Raw genomic sequence first — 21290 nt, forward strand, 5'->3', positions numbered from 1 at the left:
CGGAGTACGGCGCGGGTTCGGCTCGGCTCGGGTCGTGGCGGCCAAGGTCAAAACTTGGATCCCTTCGGCCTTCCGGGGCCGATTCCGGTGGACAGGCCAGGGGCGCTCCGCCGAGGGTGTTCGACATGACCATCGAGCCGGTACAGGCCTTCGAACCCCCTTATGTCATGGCCGTTTTCAGCAACATCCGCACGGCCGACGACAGCGGATACCCCGAGACCCTCGCGAGGATGAAGGAGCTCGTCCGGACGAATCCGGGCTACCTCGGCTACGAGTCCGCGCGCACCCCGGGAGGCCTCGGTATCACCGTCGCCTACTTCCGCGACCACGAGTCCCTCACCCTGTGGCGTAGGGACATGGAGCACCAGGCGGCCATGCACCAGGGCCGCTCCGACTGGTACGAGAGCTACACCCTGCACGTCGGGACCGTCGAGCGGAGCCACGGCTTTGTCCGCAACGGCTGAGGCGGTCCACGCCTTCCGGGAGCGGCTCGGGCTGCCGGGACTGGTCGACGTCCACACCCACTTCATGCCCGAGCGGGTCCTGGCCAAGGTGTGGGACTACTTCGACGCGGTGGGCCCGCTGACCGGCGTCGAGTGGCCCATCACCTACCGGCACGAGGAGGAGCGGCGCGTGGCGCTCCTGCGGGAGTTCGGGGTCCGGGCCTTCACCGCCATGCTCTACCCGCACAAACCGGCGATGGCCGCCTGGCTCAACGCCTGGTCCGCCGACTTCGCCGCCCGCACTCCCGACTGCCTGCACACCGCGACCTTCTTCCCGGAGGAGGGGGTGAGCGCGTACGTCCGCCAGGCCGTCGAGTCCGGGGCGCGGATCTTCAAGTCGCACCTCCAGGTCGGTGGCTACGACCCGAACGACGAGCGGCTCGACCCCGTCTGGGGGCTGCTCGCCGAGGCCGGCCTGCCGATCGTGATCCACTGCGCCTCCGGCCCCGTCCCGGGCAAGCACACCGGCCCCGAGCCGATCGCTCGGCTGCTGGCCCGCCACCCGAGGCTGCCCCTGGTCATCGCCCACATGGGCATGCCCGAGTACACCGATTTCCTCGACCTCGCCGACCGGTACGCCGAGGTGCGCCTGGACACCACCATGTCCTTCACCGATTTCTCCGAGCGGATGTACGGCTTCCCGTCCGGGGATCTGGGACGCCTCGCGGACCTCGGCGACCGGATCCTCCTCGGCACCGACTTCCCGAACATTCCCTACCCCTACGAGCACCAGCTCGCCGCGCTCGAACGGCTCGGTCTCGGCGACGACTGGCTGCGGGCGGTCTGCCACGACAACGGCGCCCGGCTGTTCCGCCTCGACGGCTGACGGCTGACGGCTGACGGTTGACGGCCGGATTCCTTTCTCAGGAAATTCACAGGAAGGCACAAGAACGCTCTCAGAGGCGCCGGACAGCCTCTTCGGTATGACTGCGACGACCACCTCCCATGCGTCCACGTCCACCAACCACCCCGCGGCCCTGGTGCGGCCCGACGGCGGGCCCTGCCGGGTACTCGTCGTCGACGACGAGGCCTCGCTCTCCGAGCTGCTGTCCATGGCCCTGCGCTACGAGGGCTGCGAGGTCCGCAGCGCCGGCGACGGGGCGGGCGCGGTGCGGGCGGCGCGGGAGTTCCGGCCCGACGTGGTCGTCCTCGACATCATGCTTCCCGACATGGACGGCCTGGCCGTCCTCGGGCGGCTGCGCCGGGAGATCCCCCAGGTCCCCGTGCTGTTCCTGACCGCCAAGGACTCGCTGGAGGACCGGATCGCGGGCCTCACGGCGGGCGGCGACGACTACGTCACCAAGCCCTTCAGCCTGGAGGAGGTCGTGGCCCGGCTGCGCGGCCTCGTCCGGCGCTCCGGGGCGGCGCAGGCCGCGCGTGGCGGTTCGGTGCTGGCCGTCGGCGATCTGCGGCTGGACGAGGACAGCCACGAGGTGGTGCGGGGCACCCGGGAGGTCCACCTGACCGCCACCGAGTTCGAGCTGCTGCGCTACCTGATGCGCAACCCGCGCCGCGTGCTGAGCAAGGCGCAGATCCTGGACCGGGTGTGGTCCTACGACTTCGGCGGCCAGGCCAATGTGGTCGAGCTCTACATCTCCTACCTGCGCAGGAAGCTGGAGAGCGGTCTCGGTATGCCGCCGATGATCCACACCCGGCGCGGCGCCGGATACCTGATCAAGCCGGCCGAGTCGGCCGAGTCGGCCAAGCTGTCGGAGTCGGCCAAGACGGCCAAGACGGCCGAGTAGTGGCCCTGCGCACGAAACGGCGGCCGCGTGGCCGCCGGCCCTGGTCCCTACGCACCCGGCTCGTCGTCTCCGCGGTCGCCCTGATCGCCGTGGTGGGCACGGCCATCGGGACCGTCACCACCTTCGCCCTGCGCTCGTACCTGGTCACCGAGCTCGACGAGCAGCTGAAGACCGCCGTGAGGATGGCCGTCCGGGCGCCCGGAGGGAAGCCGGCCCGGGAGAACGGCGCCGGCTTCGTCATGGCCCCCGGCAGCCCGCTGGACGCCGCCGGGATCCGCTTCGATCCCGCCGGGACCGTGCTCGGTACCGCCCGCAACGCCCGCGTCGACGGATGGTCTCTCGACCAGGCGCCGCCGCTCACCGAGGCCCAGGGCAAGGCCCTCGCCCAGGCCGCCAAGGCCGCCCGCACGGCCGCGCGGGGCGAGCCCGGGCCGGTGGACACGGAGCTTCCGGGCCTCGGCAGCTACCGGGTGCGGATCGCTCCTGACGGGAGCCTCGCCCTCGCCTTCCCGCTGGGCGACGTCGACTCCACCGTGCGCACCCTGGTCGGGGTGGAGCTGTGCGTCACGCTGGCCGGGCTGATCGCAGCCTCGCTCGCCGGGCAGGCCCTGGTCGGGGTCGCCCTGCGCCCGCTGCGCCGGGTGGCCGCCACCGCCACCCGGGTCTCCGAACTCCCTCTGCACGAGGGCGAGCCCGACCTCCGCGAGCGGGTCCCGGACGCCGAGGCCGACCCCCGTACCGAAGTGGGCCAGGTCGGCGCGGCCCTCAACCGGATGCTGGGTCATGTCTCCTCCGCCCTCACGGCCCGGCAGCAGAGCGAGATGCGGGTCCGGCAGTTCGTCGCCGACGCCAGTCATGAGCTGCGCACCCCGCTGGCCTCCATCCGCGGCTACGCCGAACTGACCCGCCGGGGACGCGAGGAGCCGGGTCCCGACACCCGGCACGCCCTCGGCCGGATCGAGTCCGAGGCCACCCGGATGACCGGCCTGGTCGAGGACTTGCTGTTGCTGGCCCGGCTCGACGCGGGCCGCCCGCTCTCCACCGGCGACTCCGAAACCGACCTGGCCCCGCTCGTCGTCGACGCCGTCAGCGACGCCCGGGCCGCGGGCCCCGAACACCACTGGCGCCTGAGCCTGCCCGAGGAGCCGGCCCCGATCCGGGCCGACCCGGCCCGGATCCAGCAGGTTCTGGTGAACCTGCTGGCCAACGCCCGTACGCACACCCCTGCGGGCACCACCGTCACCGCGCGCGTTTCACGTGAAACATCCGCCGTCCGGCTGCGGATCGAGGACGACGGGCCCGGGATCGCCCCCGACCTGCTCCCCCGCGTTTTCGAGCGCTTCGCCCGCGGTGACGCCTCCCGCTCCCGCGTGGCCGGCTCCACCGGACTCGGGCTGGCCATCGTCCAGGCCGTGGTCACGGCGCACGGCGGGCGGGTCGAGGTGCGGAGCGAGCCCGGACGGACCTGCTTCGAGGTCCTGCTGCCGCATGCGCGGCCCGACCGGCCGGACTCACCGGTAGGACAGCCGGACTCGCAGGCAGAGCAGCCGGACTCACCAGCAGGACAGCCGGACTCACAGGCAGGGCACAGGCTCAGCACACAGCGGTGACAGGGCGCCCCGGGAGTGTCGGACCATGCGAACCGACACCTCTCCCGGGGCCCTTCCGGCAAGGGCGCCCCTCGCGCTCGTGCCCGGCGAGCCCGTCCTCGACGTGGTGATCCCCGTCTTCAACGAGGAGAAGGACCTCGGCCCGTGCGTCCGCAGACTGCACGAGCACCTCGCCCGGACCTTCCCCTACCCCTTCCGGATCACCGTCGCGGACAACGCGAGCACCGACCGCACCCCCGAGGTCGCGCGCGGGCTCGCCGCCGCGCTGGACGGCGTACGCAGCACCCGGCTGGAGGAGAAGGGCCGGGGCAGGGCCCTGCGTCAGGTGTGGTCCGGTTCCGACGCCCCCGTCCTCGCCTATATGGACGTGGACCTCTCCACCGACCTCAACGCCCTGCTTCCACTGGTCGCACCGCTGATCTCCGGCCACTCCGACCTCGCCATCGGCACCCGCCTGGCCCGGTCCTCACGGGTGGTCCGGGGCGCCAAGCGGGAGTTCATCTCACGCGCCTACAACCTCTTCCTGCGGTCCTCACTCGCCGCCCGGTTCAGCGACGCGCAGTGCGGCTTCAAGGCGATCCGCCGCGAGGTCGCCGAGCGGCTGCTGCCGCTGGTGGAGGACACGGGCTGGTTCTTCGACACCGAGCTCCTCGTGCTCGCCGAACGCGCCGGGCTGCGGATCCACGAGGTTCCGGTGGACTGGGTCGACGACCCCGACTCCACCGTCCACATCGTCCGGACCGCCACCGAGGACCTCAAGGGCGTCTGGCGCGTGGGCCGGGCTCTGGCGGTCGGCGCCCTCCCGCTGGACCGACTCGCACGCCCCTTCGGCGACGATCCGCGCGACCGCGCCGCACTGCCCGGAGTGGAGGGCGGACTCGCCCGCCAGCTGCTCGGCTTCTGCGCCGTCGGAGCGCTGTCGACCGTGCTCTATCTGCTCCTGTACTCCGCCTTCCGCGCCGGGACCGGTCCGCAGTTCGCCAACGGCGCCGCGCTGCTGCTCTCCGCGATCGCCAACACCGCCGCCAACCGCCGGCTCACCTTCGGGGTGCGCGGCCGGGACCGGGCCGTACGCCACCAGGCCCAAGGCCTCGTGGTGTTCGGCATCGGGCTGGCCCTGACCAGCGGCTCCCTCGCCGCGCTCGGGGCGGCCACGGCCGATCCCGCGCACAGCACCGAACTGGCCGTGCTGATCACCGCCAACCTCGCCGCCACCGTGCTGCGCTTCCTGCTCTTCCGCGCCTGGGTCTTCCCCGAGCGGCGCGACACTCCCGTGAACGTGAAGGACGACATCCGATGACCACGGCAGCACCCTCGCTCTTCCCGGTCCCCGAGGCCCGCGCCGGCACCGGCACCGGCCGCGACGCGGTCGACCGCCCCCGCTGGGAACTTCCCTCCCTGGCCGGGCTGCTGATCGTCACCGCCGCCCTGCTGCTGTGGGACCTCGGCTCCTCCGGCTATGCCAACTCCTTCTACTCCGCCGCCGTGCAGGCGGGCAGCGAGAGCTGGAAGGCCTTCTTCTTCGGCTCCTCCGACGCCGGGAACTCCATCACCGTCGACAAGCCTCCGGCGTCCTTGTGGCCGATGATGCTGTCCGTCCGGCTCTTCGGGCTCGGGTCGTGGCAGATCCTCGTACCGCAGGCCCTGATGGGCGTCGCGACCACCGGTGTCCTCTACGCGGCCGTGCGCCGCCAATTCGGTCCCGCGGCCGGTCTGCTGAGCGGCGCCGCCTTCGCGCTGACGCCCGTCGCCGCGCTGATGTTCCGCTTCAACAACCCCGACGCGCTGCTGACGCTGCTGCTGACGGTCACCGTGTACTGCGTGCTGCGCGCCTTGGACGGGGCCCGCACCAAGTGGCTGGTCTGGGCCGGGGTGGCGGTCGGCTTCGCCTTCCTCACCAAGACCCTGCAGGCCTTCGTCATCCTGCCGCCTCTGACCCTGCTGTACGCCGTCTGCGCGCCCACCCGGCTGCGCAAGCGGCTCGGCCAGCTGCTGCTGGCGGGGCTCGCGATGGTGGTGGCCGGCGGCTGGTGGGTCGCGATCGTCGAACTGTGGCCGGCGTCCTCCCGCCCGTACATCGGTGGCTCGCAGAACAACTCCTTCCTGGAACTGACCCTCGGCTACAACGGCCTGGGCAGGATCAACGGCAACGAGACCGGCAGCGTGGGCGGCGGCGGTGGCGGTCGGGGCGGCGCCGGTGGTGGCGGAGGCTGGGGTGAGACCGGCATCGACCGGCTCTTCTCGGGCAACATCGGCGGGCAGATCTCCTGGCTGCTGCCGGCCGCCCTGGTGCTGCTGGTGGCCGGCCTGGTGATCACCTGGCGGGCCCGCCGGGCCACCGACTCGCTGGAGGGCATGGCCCGGGCGGCCTTCCTGGCCTGGGGCGGCTCGCTGCTGATCACCGCGGTCGTCTTCAGCTACATGCAGGGCATCTTCCACGAGTACTACACCGTGGCGCTGGCGCCGTTCGTGGCCGCGCTGATCGGCATGGGCGCCGCCGTGCTGTGGGAGGAGCGGGGCGGCAAGGCCGCCGCGATCACCCTGTCCGGCACGCTGGCCCTGACGGCGGTCTGGTCGTTCGTGCTGCTCGGCCGGGCCACGGGCTATCTGCCGTGGCTGCGCTGGGCGGTGCTGGTGGGAGGGCTGCTCGCCGCGGCCGCGCTGCCGTTCGCCGCGCGGGCCGGGCGCCGGGCACTGCAGGTCACGGCGGCGCTGGGCGTGGCGGCGGCGTTGGCCGGACCGTTCGCCTACTGCCTGACCACCGTGAGTACGGCGCACACCGGCTCGATCGTGACCGCCGGACCGGCGGTGGCCGGGGGCCGGGGCGGACCCGGCGGAATGATGGGCGGCCCCGGCGGCCCCGGGGAGATGTTCCAGGGCGGCCCGGGTGCCGCGGGCGGGCAGCGCGACGGTGGCCGGCCGGGCGCCGGTCAGCAGGGCGGCTTCCCGCCGCAGGGCGCGCCGATGCAGGGCCAGGGCGCTCAGGGCGGTCAGGGCGGTCAGGCGGCCGGTGTGCCGCAGGGCCAAGGCGGGATGCCGCAGGGCCTCGGCGGCCAGGGCGGACGCGGTGGCGAGCGGTTCGGCGGCGGCCAGGGCGGTCCGGGGGGCCTGCTGAACGGCGCCCGGGTGAGCGCCGAGGCCAAGACGGCCCTGACCACCGACGCCGACGCGTACACGTGGGCGGCGGCCGCCATCGGCTCCCAGAACGCGGCGAGCTACCAGCTGGCCTCGGGTGTGCCCGTCATGCCGATCGGTGGCTTCAACGGAAGCGACCCCTCGCCGACCCTGGAGCAGTTCCAGACGTACGTGCGGGACGGGAAGATCCACTGGTTCGTCGGCCAGGGCACGAGCACCGATGCGGCCGGTGCCGCCGAGGGCGGCATGGGCGGCATGGGCGGTGGCGGTGGCCAGGGCGGCGGTCGCGGCGGACCGGGCGGCGGAACGAGCTCGGACATCGAGACCTGGATCAAGGCCAACTTCAAGGCGACCACGGTCGGCGGAGCCACCTTCTACGACCTGACGGCTCCGACGAGCTGACCCGGTCCCACACGATCGGGCACCGCTTCCTCATCCGGCCGGATCGGCGGGACACCCCAGGGTGACGTCCCCCGATCCGGCCGGGCCCGCGTGCCCGGCACGCACGTTCGCGGCGTTCGCTGCGCTCTCGGCGGTCGCCGACTCCCAGGCCACCGCAGGCCCGCACGCGCGGGCCTTCGACGCCGCCCTCCAACGGCAGCTGGACGCCACCGGCCTGGCGGGCGCCACCGGCCTGGCGGGCGCCACCGGCCTGGCGGGCGCCACCGGCTTGGTAGGCGCCACCCGCACCGGCGCCCATCCGGCCGTCTCGCAGTTCCTGAACGGCTGCGAGGGGATGGTTCGGCGGGCGCCGGCGGGCACCTCTGCCTCGCGCTCGACATCCTGATCGCGGGCATCGAGGCCAAGGCTCCGACCGGCCCCTGGGCCGGCCGGAGCGAGGACACGGCCTAGGCCTTGACGGCCGTCTCGGCCGGGGCCGGCTCGTTCGACGCCGCCGGGGTGTGGGCCGCCGGCTTCGACTTCAGGGCGACCTCCTTGATGAACACCACCAGGACCAGTCCGAGCAGCGCGAACGGGGCGGCGTAGAGGAAGACGTCGCCGACGCCGTGCCCGTACGCGGACTCGATGACCTCGCGGAACGGCGCGGGCAGCTTGTCGAGGTCGGGGATCCCGCCCCCGGCGGTGCCGCCGTGGCCGAGGGCCGCGGCCTTCGGGCCGAGGGCCGCGAGGCCGTCCTGGACGTACTGCGTGACCCGGTGGGCCATGATCGCGCCCAGCGCGGAGACGCCCATGGCGCCGCCGAGCGAGCGGAAGAAGGTGACGACCGAGCTGGCCGCGCCCAGGTCCTCGGGGGCCACCTGGTTCTGGGTGGCGAGGACGAGGTTCTGCATCATCATGCCGAGACCGAGGCCGGTCAGCGCCATGTAGATCGCGATGTGCCAGTACGGGGTGTCGTGGCGCAGGGTGCCCAGCAGACCCAGGCCGGCCGTCAGCAGGACGCCGCCGGAGACGAGCCAGGCCTTCCACTTACCGGTCTTGGTGATCACCTGACCGGAAACCGTGGAGGAGACGAACAGGCCGCCGATCATCGGAATCGTGAGGATTCCGGACATCGTCGGGGACTCACCGCGGGCCAACTGGAAGAACTGGCTGAAAAACACGGTCCCCGAGAACATCGCGATGCCCACGAACAGGGAGGCCGCCGAGGCCAGGGTGATGGTCTTGTTGCGGAACAGCCGCAGCGGGATGATCGGGTCGCTCGCGCGGGACTCGACGAGGACGAACAGCAGGCCGAGCAGCACCGCGCCGCCCGTCATCGCCCAGGTCTGCCAGGAGATCCACGCGTAGGAGTCACCGGCCTGCGTGACCCAGATCAGCAGCAGCGAGACGGCGCCGCTGATCAGGAAGGCGCCCAGCCAGTCGACCTTGACGTCGCGGCGTACGACCGGGAGGTGCAGGGTGCGCTGGAGCACGATCAGCGCGATGATCGCGAACGGCACGCCCACGTAGAAGCACCAGCGCCAGCCCAGCCACTCGGTGTCGGTGATGACACCGCCCAGCAGCGGGCCGCCGACGGTGGCGACGGCGAAGACCGCGCCCAGGTAGCCGCTGTACCGCCCGCGCTCGCGCGGGGAGATCATCGCGGCCATCACGATCTGCGCCAGGGCGGACAGGCCGCCGACGCCGATGCCCTGGACGACGCGGCAGGCGATCAGGGTGCCGGTGTTCTGGGACAGGCCCGCGACCACGGAGCCGAGGACGTAGATCACGAGGGATATCTGGACGAGCAGCTTCTTGCTGAAGAGGTCGGACAGCTTGCCCCACAGCGGGGTGGCGGCCGTCATCGACAGCAGGGCGGCGGTGACCACCCAGGTGTACGAGGCCTGGGTGCCACCGAGGTCGCTGATGATCTGGGGGAGGGCGTTGGAGACGATCGTGGACGACAGGATCGCCACGAACATGCCGAGCATCAGCCCGGACAGCGCCTTCATGATCTGCGGGTGGGTCATGGTCACGGGATGGGCCGCGGAGGTGGCCGCGGACGTGGGCGGGTGGTCGGTCGTCGTCTCCGACTGGGCCATGTCTTTCCTTTGTCTAGAAGCTCGATCGGAGTCGGGCCAGCAGGGTGTTCAGTACGTCGATGTCCTGGGGGGACCAGTCGCGGAGGGATCTCTCCAGCGAGGCCGTGTAACGGGCGCCGAGGTCGGCGAGGAGCGCCCGGCCGGCCGGGGTGAGCCGCAGGATCCGGCAGCGTCCGTCGCCCGGGTCGGTCTCGCGCTCGATCCAGCCGCGGTCGGCGATGTGCGTGACGTGCCGGCTGGTCACCGAGATGTCGACCCCCATGAACTCGGTCAGCCGGCTCAGCCGCATCTCCCCGTGTCGTTCGAGCAGGGTCAGGACGGCGGCGGCGCCGGGCGGGCAGTCCGGGGGCAGGCTGCGGGCGAGCTCTCGCTTGACCGCGCCGATTCCGGTGAGCTGTCGGGCCAGCTCCGCGTACGGAGCGGTCGGCGTCAGCTGTGTCGGCCGTGTCGGCTGTGTCGGCTGTGTCGGCAGGTGGGTCCGCGCGGGCGGCGTCGGCTGCGCGGGCGGGGTGCTCTGCAGGGTCGGAGCTGTCTGCGCGGTCGTCACCGGGTTCCCCCATCTCGTTGCTTGAGGCAACCATAGAAGCGCATGGTTGCTACAGGCAAATGAATCTGGGGGGTGGGGCGGTAAAGGAATCGGAAAACCGGCTAGGGTCCTGCTCCATGGCTGACAACCACAACTCACAGGTCCCCGAGGGCAACTATGACCCCGCGGGCAGCACGCAGATGTTCAAGGCTTTCGTCGAGGAGGCCGCGCCGACCCGGCCGGCGGGTCCCGGAGCCCGTCAGCAGCGCCGTGCGGAGCAGCAGCAGCGGTCCGGGTCCTCGAACCCGGCGCTGAAGGTGGGGCTCGCCCTCGCCCTGGTCCTGGTGATCGGCGTCGCCGCCTGGATGTTCATGAAGTGACGACTTCCGGGCCGGGCGCACGGGCGTCTCAGCTCCAGGTCGCGGTGACCGTCCGGGTGTCCACGTGCATGCCCAGCGGCACCCGCCAGGACTCCACGCACACCGTGTAGGTCTGCGTCTTCGACGCCCCGCCCGCCAGTGGCACCGGCAGGGGCTGGTTCGTGGTGATCGTGGCCCAGTCGATGCCGAGGGCTCCGATGATGTGCGTCGCGAAGCTGACCGTGCCCGCGCGGGCCGCGGTGGTTCCGGTGTTGGTGAAGGTCACGGTGACCCGCTCGCACCAGCGGTCGGCCGCGGCGAGCCGGACCGGCGTGGAGAGCGCCAGCCGGGCCGGTGTGGACGGCGGGGCCGGCGGTGTCGTGCCGGGCTTGCCGGGCGGGCTCGTCGGCGTGCCCGGGCCGCCGGGTGAGGTCGGGGTGCCGGGCGCCGACGGCGTGCCGGGTGTGCCGGGGGACGGTGGGGTCCGGCCCGGCTCCGGCGGGGTGCCGGGGGTGCCCGCGGAGCCGCCGGGGTCGGTGGTCGTGGCTCCGCCCGGGGCGGAGCCACCAGGGGGCCCGGATCCCGCGGGACCGGTCGACGTATCGGAGGTCGTGACGGACTGCGCGGAGCCGCCCGCCACGTCCGGGCCGCCGAGCCGCTGGAATTCCACCTGACCCCGCGGTGCCACGTTCTCCCCCGCACCCCGTTCGGGGCCCGGGGCCGCGGCGCCCACGGCGACATAGCCGTCCCGCGCGGGGCCGCCGCAGCCGGTGAGGCCGGCGGCGGCCGTGCAGCACAGGGCGAGCAGGGTGGTGGTGGCGGTCGCCCGCGCTCCCTTTCGCATCGCGCCAGTGTTCCTGACGGTCCGTCAATTGGGAAGCGCGAGGCGCCGGATCACTCCCCGATGAGGCCTACGCGCAGTTGCGCGAGGGTGCGGGTCAGCAGCCGGGAGACGTGCATCTGGGAGATGCCGACCTCCTCGCCGATCTGCGACTGCGTCATGTTCGCGAAGAAGCGCAGCATGATGATCTGCCGTTCCCGGGGCGGGAGTTTGGCGAGCAGCGGCTTCAGGGACTCGCGGTACTCGACACCCTCCAGCGCGGTGTCCTCGTAGCCGAGGCGGTCCGCGAGGGAGCCCTCGCCGCCCTCGTCCTCGGGAGAGGGCGAGTCGAGCGAGGAGGCGGTGTAGGCGTTGCCCACGGCGAGGCCGTCGACGACGTCCTCCTCCGAGACCCCGAGCACGGCGGCGAGCTCCGGCACGGTCGGCGAGCGGTCCAGCTTCTGGGCGAGCTCGTCACTGGCCTTGGTCAATGCCAGGCGCAGTTCCTGGAGCCGGCGCGGGACGCGCACGGACCAGGAGGTGTCCCGAAAGAATCGTTTGATCTCGCCCACGACGGTCGGCATCGCGAACGTCGGGAACTCGACGCCGCGTTCGCAGTCGAAGCGGTCGATCGCCTTGATCAGGCCGATGGTGCCGACCTGGACGATGTCCTCCATCGGCTCGTTGCGGCTGCGGAATCGTGCGGCCGCATAGCGCACCAGAGGCAGGTTCAGCTCGATCAGGGTGTCGCGTACGTACGCCCGTTCGGGGCTGTCCGCATCCAGGGCGGCAAGTCGCTGGAAGAGGGAGCGGGAGAGGGTCCGGGTGTCGATGGCTTCCGAGCGGTCGGGCGCTACAGGTGCTGTGGGCGCAGGAGCGCTCTTGACGAGCGTGAGCACCTTGGAGCTGCCCTGGTCTACGGACATGCCACCCCCTTGAGGTCGCGGACGGTCGCGTACTGCGCGCCCGTCGGAGGAACGCAGCCTCCACCTGAATACCGGAGGCGGGGCTGCGGCAAACGCGGTTCACGCAGAATGTCACATGTCGGCAACGCGCTGTAGCGCCATGTCGACATATATCTCCAGCGACAGAGCAGGTCGGAGGGCGATCAGCCCGATCTGTCGGGAAACGTGGGAATGATCTCCACTCGTTCCGGTTACGCCTCGATCCTGTTTGCGGATCTCAATCGGGCGAAGCTCCGGGCGAGGAGTCGGGAGACGTGCATCTGGGAGACGCCGAGCTCCACGCTGATCTGCGACTGCGTCAGGTTGTTGTAGTACCGCAGGAGCAGGATCCTTTGCTCACGTTCGGGCAGCTGTACGAGGAGATGGCGGACGAGGTCGCGGTGCTCGACCCCGGCCAGTTCCGGGTCCTCGTAGCCGAGGCGGTCCAGCAGCCCGGGCATGCCGTCGCCCTCCTGGGCCGCCTCCAGGGAGGTCGCGTGGTAGCTGCGGCCGGCCTCGATGCAGGACAGCACCTCGTCCTCGGTGATGCGCAGCCGCTCGGCGATCTCGGCGGTGGTCGGGGTGCGGCCGTGGAGGGTCGTGAGGTCCTCGGTGGCGGCGTTGACCTGGACCCACAGCTCGTGGAGGCGGCGCGGCACGTGGACGGTGCGGACGTTGTCGCGGAAGTACCGCTTGATCTCGCCCACCACCGTCGGCATCGCGAAGGTCGGGAACTGCACGCCCCGGTCCGGGTCGAACCGGTCGATGGCGTTGATCAGACCGATCGTGCCGACCTGGACCACGTCCTCCATCGGCTCGTTGCGGCTGCGGAAGCGGGCGGCCGCGTACCGGACGAGCGGGAGGTTGGCCTCGATGAGGGCCCCCCGCACCCGGCTGTGCTCGCAGGTGCCCGGCTCCAGGCCCTTCAGCTGGCCGAACAGGACCTGGGTGAGGGCTCGGGTGTCCGCGCCCCTGCTCGGGGGTCTCGGCGCGACCGTGGGCTCCGCGGGCGGCTCCTGGTGGGGCTCCGGGCGGGACTCGGGGCGGGACTCGGGGCGGGGCTCCGGGTGGTGGCCCGGGCGGTGCTCCCGCTGGGGCTCCGGCTGGGGCGGCACCTGGGGGTCCTGCTGGGGTGGTACTTGAGGCGCAGTACTGGCCGGCACGGTCACGCCACCCCTTCAGTCAACTCTCATCCATCAAAAGCGGTCATAGCATCACAAGAGATGTGCACTGTGTGCAAGCACCGTATATCGCCGTGTTGACGGCAAGTTGGGCATACTGGGGCAATACGCCCAGTAGTAGGTATACAAAAAGCCCCCCACCCGTCGGAGTGGGGGGCCGGAAGTCCGGGAACCGCTTCAGCGTACGGGTCAGCGCACCAGTTCGGTCATGAACTCGCCGATGCCGGAGGCGGCATCCGATATCCCCTGGAAGCCTATTTCCACGATCTCGGCCGCTCTCTTCGGCTGGGTGATGATCACGAAGAGGGCGAACACGGTGAGGGCACCCGTGATGAGCTTCTTGGTGTCCACGTGCGGGCGGCCTCCCCAACCGGTCCGAGCAAGTCGGGTGAGTCTAACCGGTCAAGATTGGACACTCACCTGCCCTTTAAGGACCAATGGCCCGGTACTCCGGGCCTTTTGTCGTGAAGGGAGCGGTTGCGGTGGCCGCAGGATGGGTGGGAGCCCACCGGTTCTGGCAGGAAACCGGTGGGTGAGGGACAGGGCCTCACTGCGGGGTCCGGGCCGCGGGCTTCCCCCTGAGCGCGGCCCGGACCGGCAGGTCCGTCCTCGTCGGGGGAAGTGGCTCGTCCCCCCGACGCCACTTCCCCCGTCCCACCCTTCGAAGGTCCCGACTCCGGTCGGGGCCTTTTTCGCGTCCCCCCGGCCTCGGGGGGGGGCGTGCGGGGTCCGACAGGGGCGCACGGGGCGCTCAGGCGGGCCGGGGCGTGCTCGGGGCGTACGAGGGGCGCGCGGGAGGTGTTCGGGGGCGTACGGAGCCGGTCCGGGCTCGGCGGCTACTCCAGGCCGCCGGCCAGGTCCGTGAGGGGCTGTACGGGCGCGATGACGGGGGCCAGCTGGTTCGGCAGCTCCATCAGGGCGTTGAGCTGGTTCGCGCCGGCGCTGAGCTGCGACCCGATCTCCTGGACGGACGTGGGCTGGGCCCCGGCCGGCATCCCGGGGGCGGCCGACGGCAGGTCCGGGAGGGTGAGGGGGGAGACCGGGGCGGCCGAGGCGGCGGGTGCGGCGAGGCCCGCGGCGGCCCCCGCGAGGGCGAGGGCGGCGAGCAGGCGCTGGGTCTTGGTCATGCCGTGACAACGGCCGAGGGGGCGGGCGGTCACGCGGGTGTCCTCCGGAGAGGCGATCGGAGCCGTCGGACCGTCCGGAGTCGTCGGTCCGTCCGGAGCCGTCCGGCCGATCGGAGCCGTCGGACGCATCGGGATATGCCGAGAGCCCCGACCCTTGCGGGGCGGGGCTCTCGATCAAGGCGGTAGTGGAGGGATTTGAACCCCCGATGGGTTGCCCCATACTCGCTTTCGAGGCGAGCTCCTTCGGCCACTCGGACACACTACCGAGATGGATCCTAGCCTAAGGAACCCCATCCTCTGAAATCGGTAAGTCCAGGGGCGTCGCAGTGGCCGTACGCAGGCCTTTTCCGGCTCCCGTCCGGCTCCGGCTTCCGGCTCCCGCGGCCGTCCTGCGGCTCAGAGGTCGCGGAAGAAGTCCGTCAGCTGCCGCGCGCACGCGTCGGCGAGGACACCGCGGATCACCTCGGGGCGGTGGTTGAGCCTGCGGTCCCGTACGAGGTCCCAGAGCGATCCGGCGGCGCCGGCCTTCTCGTCGTCCGCGCCGTAGACGACCCGGGCGACGCGCGACTGGACGAGCGCGCCCGCGCACATGACGCACGGCTCCAGGGTCACCACGAGGGTGCACCCCGGAAGGCGCCACTCCCCGAGCTCGGCGGCCGCCCGGCGCAGGGCCACCACCTCGGCGTGCGCAGTGGGGTCGCCGGTCGCCTCGCGTTCGTTGTACCCGGTGGCGAGGATCCGCCCGTCCGGGCCCAGCACGACGGCGCCGACCGGCACATCGCCGGCCGGCACCGCCCGGGCGGCCTCCTGGAGCGCCAGGCGCATGGAGTCCCGCCACGGGTCCCGTACGGGATCGGGATCGTCGGTGTTCGCAGGGAGCACTAGCGGACGGCCTCCAGGACCTCGGTGGCGCCGAGGGAGTCGGCGATCTCCGAGAGGGCGTCCCCGTCCAGGTTCATCAGTTGTTTGTTGGTCACCCCGAGATCGTCCAAGAGCGCGGGGTCACCGAGCGGACCGGCCGGTACCGGTTCCGCACCGGTCCCGCCCACCTCGTCCTCGTCGGCGTCCTCGTCCGTGAAGGAGGCGACGGCCTCCTCCTCGCCGTCCTCGGTGCCGTCCAGGTCCAGGTCGTCGAGTTCGTCGTCCTCCTCGTCGCTGCCCAGCAGCTCTTTGGTCAGCATCGAGCCGTAGGAGCTGCGGGCGGCCGCGGAGGCGTTCGATACGAAGTACCGCGGGTCCTCCTCGCCGTCCACGCGGACGACGCCGAACCAGGCGTCCTCCTGCTCGATGAGGGCGACCACCGTGTCGTCGTCGACAGCGGCGGACCGGGCGAGATCGATCAGATCACTGAGGGACTCGACGTCGTCGAGTTCCATGTCGCTCGCTTCCCACCCGTCTTCGGTGCGCGCGAGCAGTGCGGCGAAATACACCGTGACTCTCCCACTGGTCTTAGGCGTGCCGGTTGGAGGTCCCCCCGGCCGGAGGTTGGGGCACAGCGGCCGTGCTGCTCGCCGTCCGTACCCCGCCCAATCGGCATCGTGGCAGAAACAGCGGCTTTGCGAGAGGTCTTCCGCGCTTGCGTCGTGCCGCGCCGTCCGTCGGCGGGGGCCGCGCGGGGTTGCGGCGCGGGGGCGGCGGGGTCGTGGGGAGGGCCGTGGGGCGCGTGGTGCGCTCCGGACGTGTCGCGGCGTGCCGGGGCGTGCCGGGGTCCGGATCACCGCGACATCATCGCCACACGTCATCCGTGACACGTCATCCGTGACGCGTCAGGGCCGCATCACCCGCCTGCCGGTCGCGGGGCGCCCGCGGAGCACGGGAGGCGGACGGCCGGACGGCCGAAACGACTGGAACGGCTGGAACGGCCGAAACGGCCGGAAGGCTGCAGGTCACCAGCGGAAGGTGCGCATGCGCATCTGCTGGCGCATACGGGCCGCTCGGGCGCGGCGGGGCTGGACACGATCGCGCAGCTCGCGCGCCTCCATCAGGTCGCGCAGGAACTGAGCGCGGCGTGCTCGGCGCTGCGCCGCGGTCTCGGGCACCTCGTCCTTCGGCTGCCTGTCGGGCATCGGCCACCACCTGGCTGGTCGGTCGTCCCCCCTTGCACCCACCTTCCCCCGGACGGCGCGTTTGATGCCACCCCGTCGCAGGTCAGACGTCATCCCTCAGGGTCGGGACCACGGCCACCGGTCCGTGCGCGTGGTGGAGCACCGCGTGGGCCACCGAGCCGATCGCCAGCGACATGGCGGTGCGCCGCGGGTGGTGGCGGCCCACCACGACCAGCGCCGCCGCCCGGGAGGCGATGACCAGCCGGCCCGCCGGGTCCCCGGGCACCGCGGCCTGCTCGACCGGGACGTCCGGAAACCGCTCCCGCAGCGGCGCCAGCCGCTCCGTCTGGGAGCGCAGCATCTCCCGTTCGGCCGGTACCCCGTCCCCCTCGTCGGCCAGTCCCTCCGGCGGGATCACCACGAACGGGCTGTCCATCACCAGGGTCGGCGAGGGCGGGATGGCGTACGCGGAGACCACCTGGACGGTGGTCCCCCGCACGGCGGCCTCGGTGAAGGCGAAGGTCAGTACGTCGTCGGGCGTCTCGGCGGCGTGCAGCCCGAGCACCACCCGCCCGGCGGACTGCTCGGCGTCGGCGTCGGGGTGGGCGCCGCGCTCGGCGTGCGGGACCACGACCACCGGGCAGGCGGCCGAGCTCGCCACGGCCCGACTGTTCGAGCCGAGCAGCAGGCTGGCGAAGCCGCCGCGGCCCCGGGAGCCCATCACCAGCATCCGGGCCTGCGAGCCGATCACCCGCAGCGCCTCGGGCACGGAGCCTTCCAGGGCCTCGTACGTGACCCCTTGGGGCAGCGCGGAGTCGTCGTCGCCGGTGCCGCCGGTGCCGCCGGTGCCGCCGGTGCCGCCGGCGCCGCCGACGCCGCTGCCGCCGCCGAGCAGGGACCGGACCCAGTCGCGGACGGGGTCGGCGAGTTCCTGCGGCTCGGAGGCGTCGTGCAGCGAGGCCCGGCGTCCGGCGTACAACTGGGCGTGGTCGGGCAGTACATGGGCGACCAGCAGCCCGGTGTCGTGCCGGACGGCCTCCTTCCGCGCCCACTCCAGGGCTCTGAGGCTGTGTTCCGAACCGTCGACGGCCGCGATCACCGGTGTGTTGCTCATCCGTCCAGCCTGCTGGGCGCCGGCGCGGGTCGCATCCGCAAGGAAGCGGCCGGCGCGGCCGCCCTTCGGACGCGAAGGAGCCGTGTCAGCGCGTAGCCTTTTGGGTGCAGGTCGCGTCGTGCGACCGTTTTTGCAGGTCGCAGGCTGAGTTTTGGAGGATGTTGTGCGTTTGCAGGTCGTCGATCACCCCTTGGTGGCGCACAAACTCACCACCCTGCGCGACAAGCGCACCGACTCCGCCACCTTCCGGCGGCTTGCCGACGAGCTGGTGACCCTGCTCGCCTACGAGGCCACCCGGGACGTGCGTACGGAGCAGGCCGACATCGAGACGCCGGTCGCCCCGACCACGGGCGTGAAGCTCTCGTCCCCCCGCCCGCTGATCGTCCCGATCCTGCGGGCCGGTCTCGGCATGCTCGACGGCATGGTGCGGCTGCTGCCGACGGCCGAGGTGGGCTTCATGGGCATGGTCCGCAACGAGGAGACCCTGGAGGCCTCCACGTACGCGACGCGCATGCCGGAGGACCTCTCGGGCCGCCAGGTCTACGTGGTCGACCCGATGCTCGCCACCGGCGGCACGCTGGTCGCGGCGATCCAGGAGCTGATCAAGCGCGGCGCCGACGATGTCACGGCCGTGGTGCTGCTGGCCGCGCCCGAGGGCGTCGAGATCATGGAGCGCGCGCTGGCGGGCACGCCGGTGACGGTGGTGACGGCCGCGGTGGACGAGCGGCTCAACGAGCACGGCTACATCGTGCCGGGTCTGGGCGACGCGGGCGACCGCATGTACGGCTCGGCGGAGTAGGTCCTACGGCGGTCCGGCACGCCGCCGAACGGCGTGCCGGCGCGTCAGCAGTTCTTGGGCGCGGGCAGGGGGTTGGCCAGCAGGGCCAGCGCCTTGTCCGCGTCCTCCTTCTTACTCAGCTCCGTGAAGGCGTCGCCCAGGATCAGGTCGACGTCCGCGGTCTCGCGGGTGTCGGTCTGCTGGGTGGTGCCGGCGAGCTGTGTGCCGAGTACGGAGAAGACGGCCTTGTCGGTCGTGGGGGAGCCCAGCAGTATCCCCGTGCCGGGGACCTTCTTGTCGAAGGTGGCGGGGGCGTTGCCCACGTTGCCGATCACGAAGCCGCGTTTGGCGAGCTCGTCACCGACGGCCTTGGCCAGACCCGCGCGCGGAGTCGCGTTGTAGACGTTGACCGTGATCTCCCCTGGCGGGGGGAGCACGACGGCCGGTTTCGCGGCCGCCGAGGCGGTGGAGGCGGCGCCGGGGCCGCCCTTGGCGGCGGTACCGGGAGGCGTCGTCGGGCAGTCCTTGGCACCCGCAGCCGTGTTCCGCTTCGGGCTGTCGCCCCGGAACACGTCGATGAGCTGCAGGGCCCCGTAGCCGACCAGGGCCAGCGCAAGGATCGAGCCGAGCACGGCGAGGACGATCCGGGTACGGCTCCGCTTACGACTCATACGGGGGTAGGCGGCTCCCGTGACGCGGTACTTTCCGCCCATGCCGGGGGGAGTGAGCATGCTCATGGGCGCAGCGTAGTGCGACCCGGTGTCGATGCCTACTAAATGATCTGCTGATAGGTCAATGGTGACCCGAAAGGCGCAATCCAGACGAACCCGTCAGTCCATTTCGAGGACCCGCGCGTGCAGCACCTGGCGCTGCTGCAGGGCCGCGCGCACGGCGCGGTGCAGCCCGTCCTCCAGATAGAGGTCGCCCTGCCACTTCACGACGTGGGCGAACAGGTCGCCGTAGAAGGTGGAGTCCTCGGCGAGCAGCGTTTCGAGGTCGAGCTGGCCCTTGGTCGTCACGAGCTGGTCCAGCCGGACCGGGCGCGGCGCGACGTCCGCCCACTGCCGGGTGGTTTCCCTGCCGTGGTCGGGATAGGGCTTTCCGCTTCCGATGCGCTTGAAGATCACACGGAAAGCCTACCGGGCCGGTGCGTGCGGGCGCAGCCTCGTGACGGTGGTGCAAAAGTGGCGAACAGCGCTATTTGGGGAGTGAATCATGAGTGAGAGCACCGACCCCGCCCTTCCCACGGACCGGACGGACCCTCCGGTCCCGGCGGCCCCGACGGGAGGAACGGCCGGAGGAACGACGGGCGGAACAGCGGGAGGAACGACGGGCGGACCGGCCGCCGAGATCGCCGCCGGGTACGCGTTCACCGGACCCGCGCTCGACCTCGGGGCCCTCCTCTGGGACGGCGTCTGCCTGCCCGACCGTCAGATCCGCATCCCGCTGGCGATGCTCAATCGCCACGGCCTGGTCGCCGGAGCCACCGGAACGGGTAAGACCAAGACGCTCCAGCTCATCGCCGAACAGCTGTCCGCGAGCGGCGTCCCGGTCTTCCTCGCGGACATCAAGGGCGACATCTCCGGGATCTCGGCTCCCGGCACGCCGGGCGAGCGGATCGACGAACGGGCCCGGGACGTGGCCCAGTCGTGGGAGCCCACCGGATACCCCTGCGCGTTCTACTCGCTGGGCGGGATCGGCCCCGGGATCCCGCTCCGGTCCACGGTCACCAGCTTCGGCCCGGTCCTGCTGTCGAAGGTGCTCCAGCTCAACCAGACGCAGGAGCAGTCCCTCGGCCTGATCTTCCACTACGCCGACACCAAGGGCCTGGAGCTGATCGACCTCAAGGACCTGCGCGCGGTCGTCGCCTTCCTCGTCTCCGACCAGGGCAAACCCGAACTCAAGGGGATCGGCGGACTGTCCACCGTGACGGCCGGGGTGATCCTGCGGTCGCTCACCGCCTTCGAGCAGCAGGGCGCCTCGGAGTTCTTCGGCGAGCCCGAGTTCGACACGAGCGAGTTCCTGCGGACGGCCGCCGACGGGCGCGGACTGGTCTCCGTACTGGAACTCCCGGCCGTCCAGGACAAGCCGCAGCTCTTCTCCACCTTCCTGATGTGGCTGCTGGCCGACCTCTACAACGACCTGCCGGAGGTCGGCGACCTGGACAAGCCCAAGCTCGTCTTCTTCTTCGACGAGGCGCACCTGCTCTTCAACGGGGCCTCGAAGGCCTTCCTCGCGTCCATCACCCAGACGGTCCGGCTCATCCGCTCCAAGGGCGTCGGCGTCTTCTTCGTGACACAGACCCCCAAGGACGTGCCGGCGGACGTCCTCGCCCAGCTCGGCAACCGGGTGCAGCACGCGCTGCGCGCCTTCACCCCCGACGACGCCAAGGCGCTGAAGGCGACCGTGAGGACCTTCCCCAACTCCGCGTACGACCTGGAGGAGCTGCTGACGGGGCTGGGGACGGGCGAGGCGGTCGTCACCGTGCTCAGCGAGAAGGGCGCCCCCACCCCGGTCGCGGCGACCCGACTGCGCGCCCCGCAGTCGCTGATGGGACCCGTCGCGGCGGCCGACCTGGAGCAGGCCGTGAAGTCCTCGCTGCTCTGGTCGCGCTACGCGGAGCCGATCGACCGCGAGTCGGCGTACGAGAAGATCACCGCCGAACAGGCGGCCGCCGAGGCACGGGCGGAGGCCGCCGCGGCCGCCGCCGACGCCGAGAAGGAGGCCGCGGCGGCGGAGAAGGAGGCCGCGCGGGCCGCGCGCAGCGCCCCGAAGCCGGATCCCTCGTTGGCCGAACAGGTGGTGGGGAGCGGGCTGTTCCGCTCGCTGGCCCGGTCGATCGGGACCCAGCTGGGAAGGGAGATCTCCCGCTCCGTCTTCGGTACCGCGCGCAAGCGGCGGTGACGCGGTGACAGACTCT

The 21290-nt window shown here is 71.9% G+C and carries 22 protein-coding genes, 1 tRNA gene and 1 pseudogene; 10 read left to right on the forward strand and 14 right to left on the reverse strand.

Going from position 1 to position 21290, the window contains the following annotated elements; genetic code table 11:
- The first annotated feature begins 125 nt into the window (after window positions 1-125).
- The 7 genes from BCL76_RS11620 to BCL76_RS11650 all read left to right on the forward strand — a co-directional run bounded on the left by BCL76_RS11620 (window position 126) and on the right by BCL76_RS11650 (window position 7780).
- The gene (locus BCL76_RS11620) at window positions 126-464 is read left to right on the forward strand and encodes an antibiotic biosynthesis monooxygenase family protein (protein ID WP_181382511.1); all 339 of its coding nucleotides are present in this window, start codon (window positions 126-128) and stop codon (window positions 462-464) included.
- Window positions 448-1329 carry an amidohydrolase family protein gene (locus BCL76_RS11625; protein ID WP_109779369.1) on the forward strand — a complete coding sequence of 294 codons (882 nt, stop codon included), beginning with the start codon at window positions 448-450 and terminating at the stop codon, window positions 1327-1329. Before BCL76_RS11620 ends, BCL76_RS11625 begins: the two co-directional genes overlap by 17 nt.
- 97 nt (window positions 1330-1426) lie before the next feature.
- Entirely contained in the window at window positions 1427-2248 is an 822-nt protein-coding gene (locus BCL76_RS11630) for a response regulator transcription factor (RefSeq protein ID WP_309136828.1), read from the forward strand.
- Window positions 2248-3858 (forward strand): sensor histidine kinase, encoded by a 1611-nt coding sequence (locus BCL76_RS11635; protein ID WP_309136829.1) that lies wholly within the window; start codon window positions 2248-2250, stop codon window positions 3856-3858. Before BCL76_RS11630 ends, BCL76_RS11635 begins: the two co-directional genes overlap by 1 nt.
- A gap of 25 nt (window positions 3859-3883) precedes the next feature.
- Window positions 3884-5158, forward strand: a complete 1275-nt coding sequence (locus BCL76_RS11640) for a bifunctional glycosyltransferase family 2/GtrA family protein (RefSeq protein WP_109779371.1) — start codon at window positions 3884-3886, stop codon at window positions 5156-5158.
- Window positions 5155-7395: an ArnT family glycosyltransferase gene (locus BCL76_RS11645; protein WP_109779372.1), complete on the forward strand. Its 2241-nt coding sequence runs from the start codon at window positions 5155-5157 to the stop codon at window positions 7393-7395. The genes BCL76_RS11640 and BCL76_RS11645 overlap by 4 nt, the downstream gene beginning before the upstream one ends.
- A gap of 61 nt (window positions 7396-7456) precedes the next feature.
- Window positions 7457-7780 (forward strand): hypothetical protein, encoded by a 324-nt coding sequence (locus BCL76_RS11650; RefSeq protein WP_109779373.1) that lies wholly within the window; start codon window positions 7457-7459, stop codon window positions 7778-7780.
- A gap of 67 nt (window positions 7781-7847) precedes the next feature.
- Here BCL76_RS11650 and BCL76_RS11655 read toward each other — a convergent pair.
- Both BCL76_RS11655 and BCL76_RS11660 read right to left on the reverse strand, forming a co-directional pair.
- Window positions 7848-9404: pseudogene (locus tag BCL76_RS11655) on the reverse strand (MDR family MFS transporter); the annotation flags it as partial.
- A gap of 85 nt (window positions 9405-9489) precedes the next feature.
- Window positions 9490-9909 (reverse strand): MarR family winged helix-turn-helix transcriptional regulator, encoded by a 420-nt coding sequence (locus BCL76_RS11660; RefSeq protein WP_109779485.1) that lies wholly within the window; start codon window positions 9907-9909, stop codon window positions 9490-9492.
- A 230-nt stretch (window positions 9910-10139) separates the two neighbouring features.
- On the opposite strand from BCL76_RS11660, the gene BCL76_RS11665 reads away from it, so the two are divergent.
- Window positions 10140-10382: a hypothetical protein gene (locus BCL76_RS11665; protein WP_109779374.1), complete on the forward strand. Its 243-nt coding sequence runs from the start codon at window positions 10140-10142 to the stop codon at window positions 10380-10382.
- Window positions 10383-10410: 28 nt separating this feature from the next.
- Here the strand turns inward: BCL76_RS11665 and BCL76_RS11670 are convergent, their stop codons facing one another.
- The 10 genes from BCL76_RS11670 to BCL76_RS11710 all read right to left on the reverse strand — a co-directional run bounded on the left by BCL76_RS11670 (window position 10411) and on the right by BCL76_RS11710 (window position 17592).
- Window positions 10411-11205, reverse strand: coding sequence for a hypothetical protein (locus BCL76_RS11670; RefSeq protein WP_109779375.1), 795 nt, complete (start codon window positions 11203-11205; stop codon window positions 10411-10413).
- A 50-nt stretch (window positions 11206-11255) separates the two neighbouring features.
- Window positions 11256-12107, reverse strand: a complete 852-nt coding sequence (locus tag BCL76_RS11675) for an RNA polymerase sigma factor SigF (protein WP_109779376.1) — start codon at window positions 12105-12107, stop codon at window positions 11256-11258.
- A 230-nt stretch (window positions 12108-12337) separates the two neighbouring features.
- Window positions 12338-13288 carry a SigB/SigF/SigG family RNA polymerase sigma factor gene (locus BCL76_RS11680; RefSeq protein ID WP_375137905.1) on the reverse strand — a complete coding sequence of 317 codons (951 nt, stop codon included), beginning with the start codon at window positions 13286-13288 and terminating at the stop codon, window positions 12338-12340.
- Between the two features lie 207 nt (window positions 13289-13495).
- Window positions 13496-13657: a hypothetical protein gene (locus BCL76_RS38910; protein ID WP_167745563.1), complete on the reverse strand. Its 162-nt coding sequence runs from the start codon at window positions 13655-13657 to the stop codon at window positions 13496-13498.
- Between the two features lie 485 nt (window positions 13658-14142).
- The gene (locus tag BCL76_RS11685) at window positions 14143-14466 is read right to left on the reverse strand and encodes a hypothetical protein (protein WP_109779378.1); all 324 of its coding nucleotides are present in this window, start codon (window positions 14464-14466) and stop codon (window positions 14143-14145) included.
- Between the two features lie 147 nt (window positions 14467-14613).
- A tRNA-Ser gene (locus BCL76_RS11690) sits at window positions 14614-14698 on the reverse strand.
- Between the two features lie 131 nt (window positions 14699-14829).
- Complete coding sequence (tadA, locus tag BCL76_RS11695) at window positions 14830-15258, reverse strand: tRNA adenosine(34) deaminase TadA (protein WP_030768877.1); 429 nt, start codon at window positions 15256-15258, stop codon at window positions 14830-14832.
- Window positions 15259-15314: 56 nt separating this feature from the next.
- Window positions 15315-15863 carry a tRNA adenosine deaminase-associated protein gene (locus BCL76_RS11700; RefSeq protein ID WP_109779380.1) on the reverse strand — a complete coding sequence of 183 codons (549 nt, stop codon included), beginning with the start codon at window positions 15861-15863 and terminating at the stop codon, window positions 15315-15317.
- Between the two features lie 456 nt (window positions 15864-16319).
- Window positions 16320-16499 carry a hypothetical protein gene (locus tag BCL76_RS11705; protein WP_030768873.1) on the reverse strand — a complete coding sequence of 60 codons (180 nt, stop codon included), beginning with the start codon at window positions 16497-16499 and terminating at the stop codon, window positions 16320-16322.
- A gap of 82 nt (window positions 16500-16581) precedes the next feature.
- Complete coding sequence (locus tag BCL76_RS11710) at window positions 16582-17592, reverse strand: universal stress protein (RefSeq protein ID WP_109779381.1); 1011 nt, start codon at window positions 17590-17592, stop codon at window positions 16582-16584.
- A gap of 163 nt (window positions 17593-17755) precedes the next feature.
- Between BCL76_RS11710 and upp the strand changes: the two genes are divergently transcribed.
- Window positions 17756-18391 (forward strand): uracil phosphoribosyltransferase, encoded by a 636-nt coding sequence (gene upp, locus BCL76_RS11715; RefSeq protein ID WP_030768869.1) that lies wholly within the window; start codon window positions 17756-17758, stop codon window positions 18389-18391.
- 44 nt (window positions 18392-18435) lie between these two features.
- Here the strand turns inward: upp and BCL76_RS11720 are convergent, their stop codons facing one another.
- Together BCL76_RS11720 and BCL76_RS11725 are read right to left on the reverse strand one after the other, a co-directional pair.
- Window positions 18436-19107, reverse strand: coding sequence for a LytR C-terminal domain-containing protein (locus tag BCL76_RS11720; RefSeq protein WP_109779382.1), 672 nt, complete (start codon window positions 19105-19107; stop codon window positions 18436-18438).
- A 93-nt stretch (window positions 19108-19200) separates the two neighbouring features.
- Window positions 19201-19497 (reverse strand): type II toxin-antitoxin system VapB family antitoxin, encoded by a 297-nt coding sequence (locus BCL76_RS11725; protein ID WP_030768867.1) that lies wholly within the window; start codon window positions 19495-19497, stop codon window positions 19201-19203.
- Window positions 19498-19585: 88 nt separating this feature from the next.
- Between BCL76_RS11725 and BCL76_RS11730 the strand changes: the two genes are divergently transcribed.
- The gene (locus BCL76_RS11730) at window positions 19586-21274 is read left to right on the forward strand and encodes a helicase HerA-like domain-containing protein (protein ID WP_109779383.1); all 1689 of its coding nucleotides are present in this window, start codon (window positions 19586-19588) and stop codon (window positions 21272-21274) included.
- Window positions 21275-21290: the final 16 nt, after the last annotated feature.

The sequence above is a fragment of the Streptomyces sp. CG 926 genome, assembly GCF_003148825.1.
GTDB lineage: Bacteria > Actinomycetota > Actinomycetes > Streptomycetales > Streptomycetaceae > Streptomyces.

What these genes read in the sequence shown, in the direction of transcription:
- BCL76_RS11620 (WP_181382511.1), top strand. Translation starts at nt 126, where the DNA reads ATGACCATCGAGCCGGTACAGGCCTTCGAACCCCCTTATGTCATGGCC.
- BCL76_RS11630 (WP_309136828.1), top strand. Translation starts at nt 1,427, where the DNA reads ATGACTGCGACGACCACCTCCCATGCGTCCACGTCCACCAACCACCCC.
- BCL76_RS11640 (WP_109779371.1), top strand. Translation starts at nt 3,884, where the DNA reads ATGCGAACCGACACCTCTCCCGGGGCCCTTCCGGCAAGGGCGCCCCTC.
- BCL76_RS11645 (WP_109779372.1), top strand. Translation starts at nt 5,155, where the DNA reads ATGACCACGGCAGCACCCTCGCTCTTCCCGGTCCCCGAGGCCCGCGCC.
- BCL76_RS11665 (WP_109779374.1), top strand. Translation starts at nt 10,140, where the DNA reads ATGGCTGACAACCACAACTCACAGGTCCCCGAGGGCAACTATGACCCC.
- BCL76_RS11670 (WP_109779375.1), bottom strand. Translation starts at nt 11,205, where the DNA reads ATGCGAAAGGGAGCGCGGGCGACCGCCACCACCACCCTGCTCGCCCTG.
- BCL76_RS11675 (WP_109779376.1), bottom strand. Translation starts at nt 12,107, where the DNA reads ATGTCCGTAGACCAGGGCAGCTCCAAGGTGCTCACGCTCGTCAAGAGC.
- tadA (WP_030768877.1), bottom strand. Translation starts at nt 15,258, where the DNA reads ATGCGCCTGGCGCTCCAGGAGGCCGCCCGGGCGGTGCCGGCCGGCGAT.
- BCL76_RS11705 (WP_030768873.1), bottom strand. Translation starts at nt 16,499, where the DNA reads ATGCCCGACAGGCAGCCGAAGGACGAGGTGCCCGAGACCGCGGCGCAG.
- BCL76_RS11710 (WP_109779381.1), bottom strand. Translation starts at nt 17,592, where the DNA reads ATGAGCAACACACCGGTGATCGCGGCCGTCGACGGTTCGGAACACAGC.
- BCL76_RS11720 (WP_109779382.1), bottom strand. Translation starts at nt 19,107, where the DNA reads ATGAGCATGCTCACTCCCCCCGGCATGGGCGGAAAGTACCGCGTCACG.
- BCL76_RS11730 (WP_109779383.1), top strand. Translation starts at nt 19,586, where the DNA reads ATGAGTGAGAGCACCGACCCCGCCCTTCCCACGGACCGGACGGACCCT.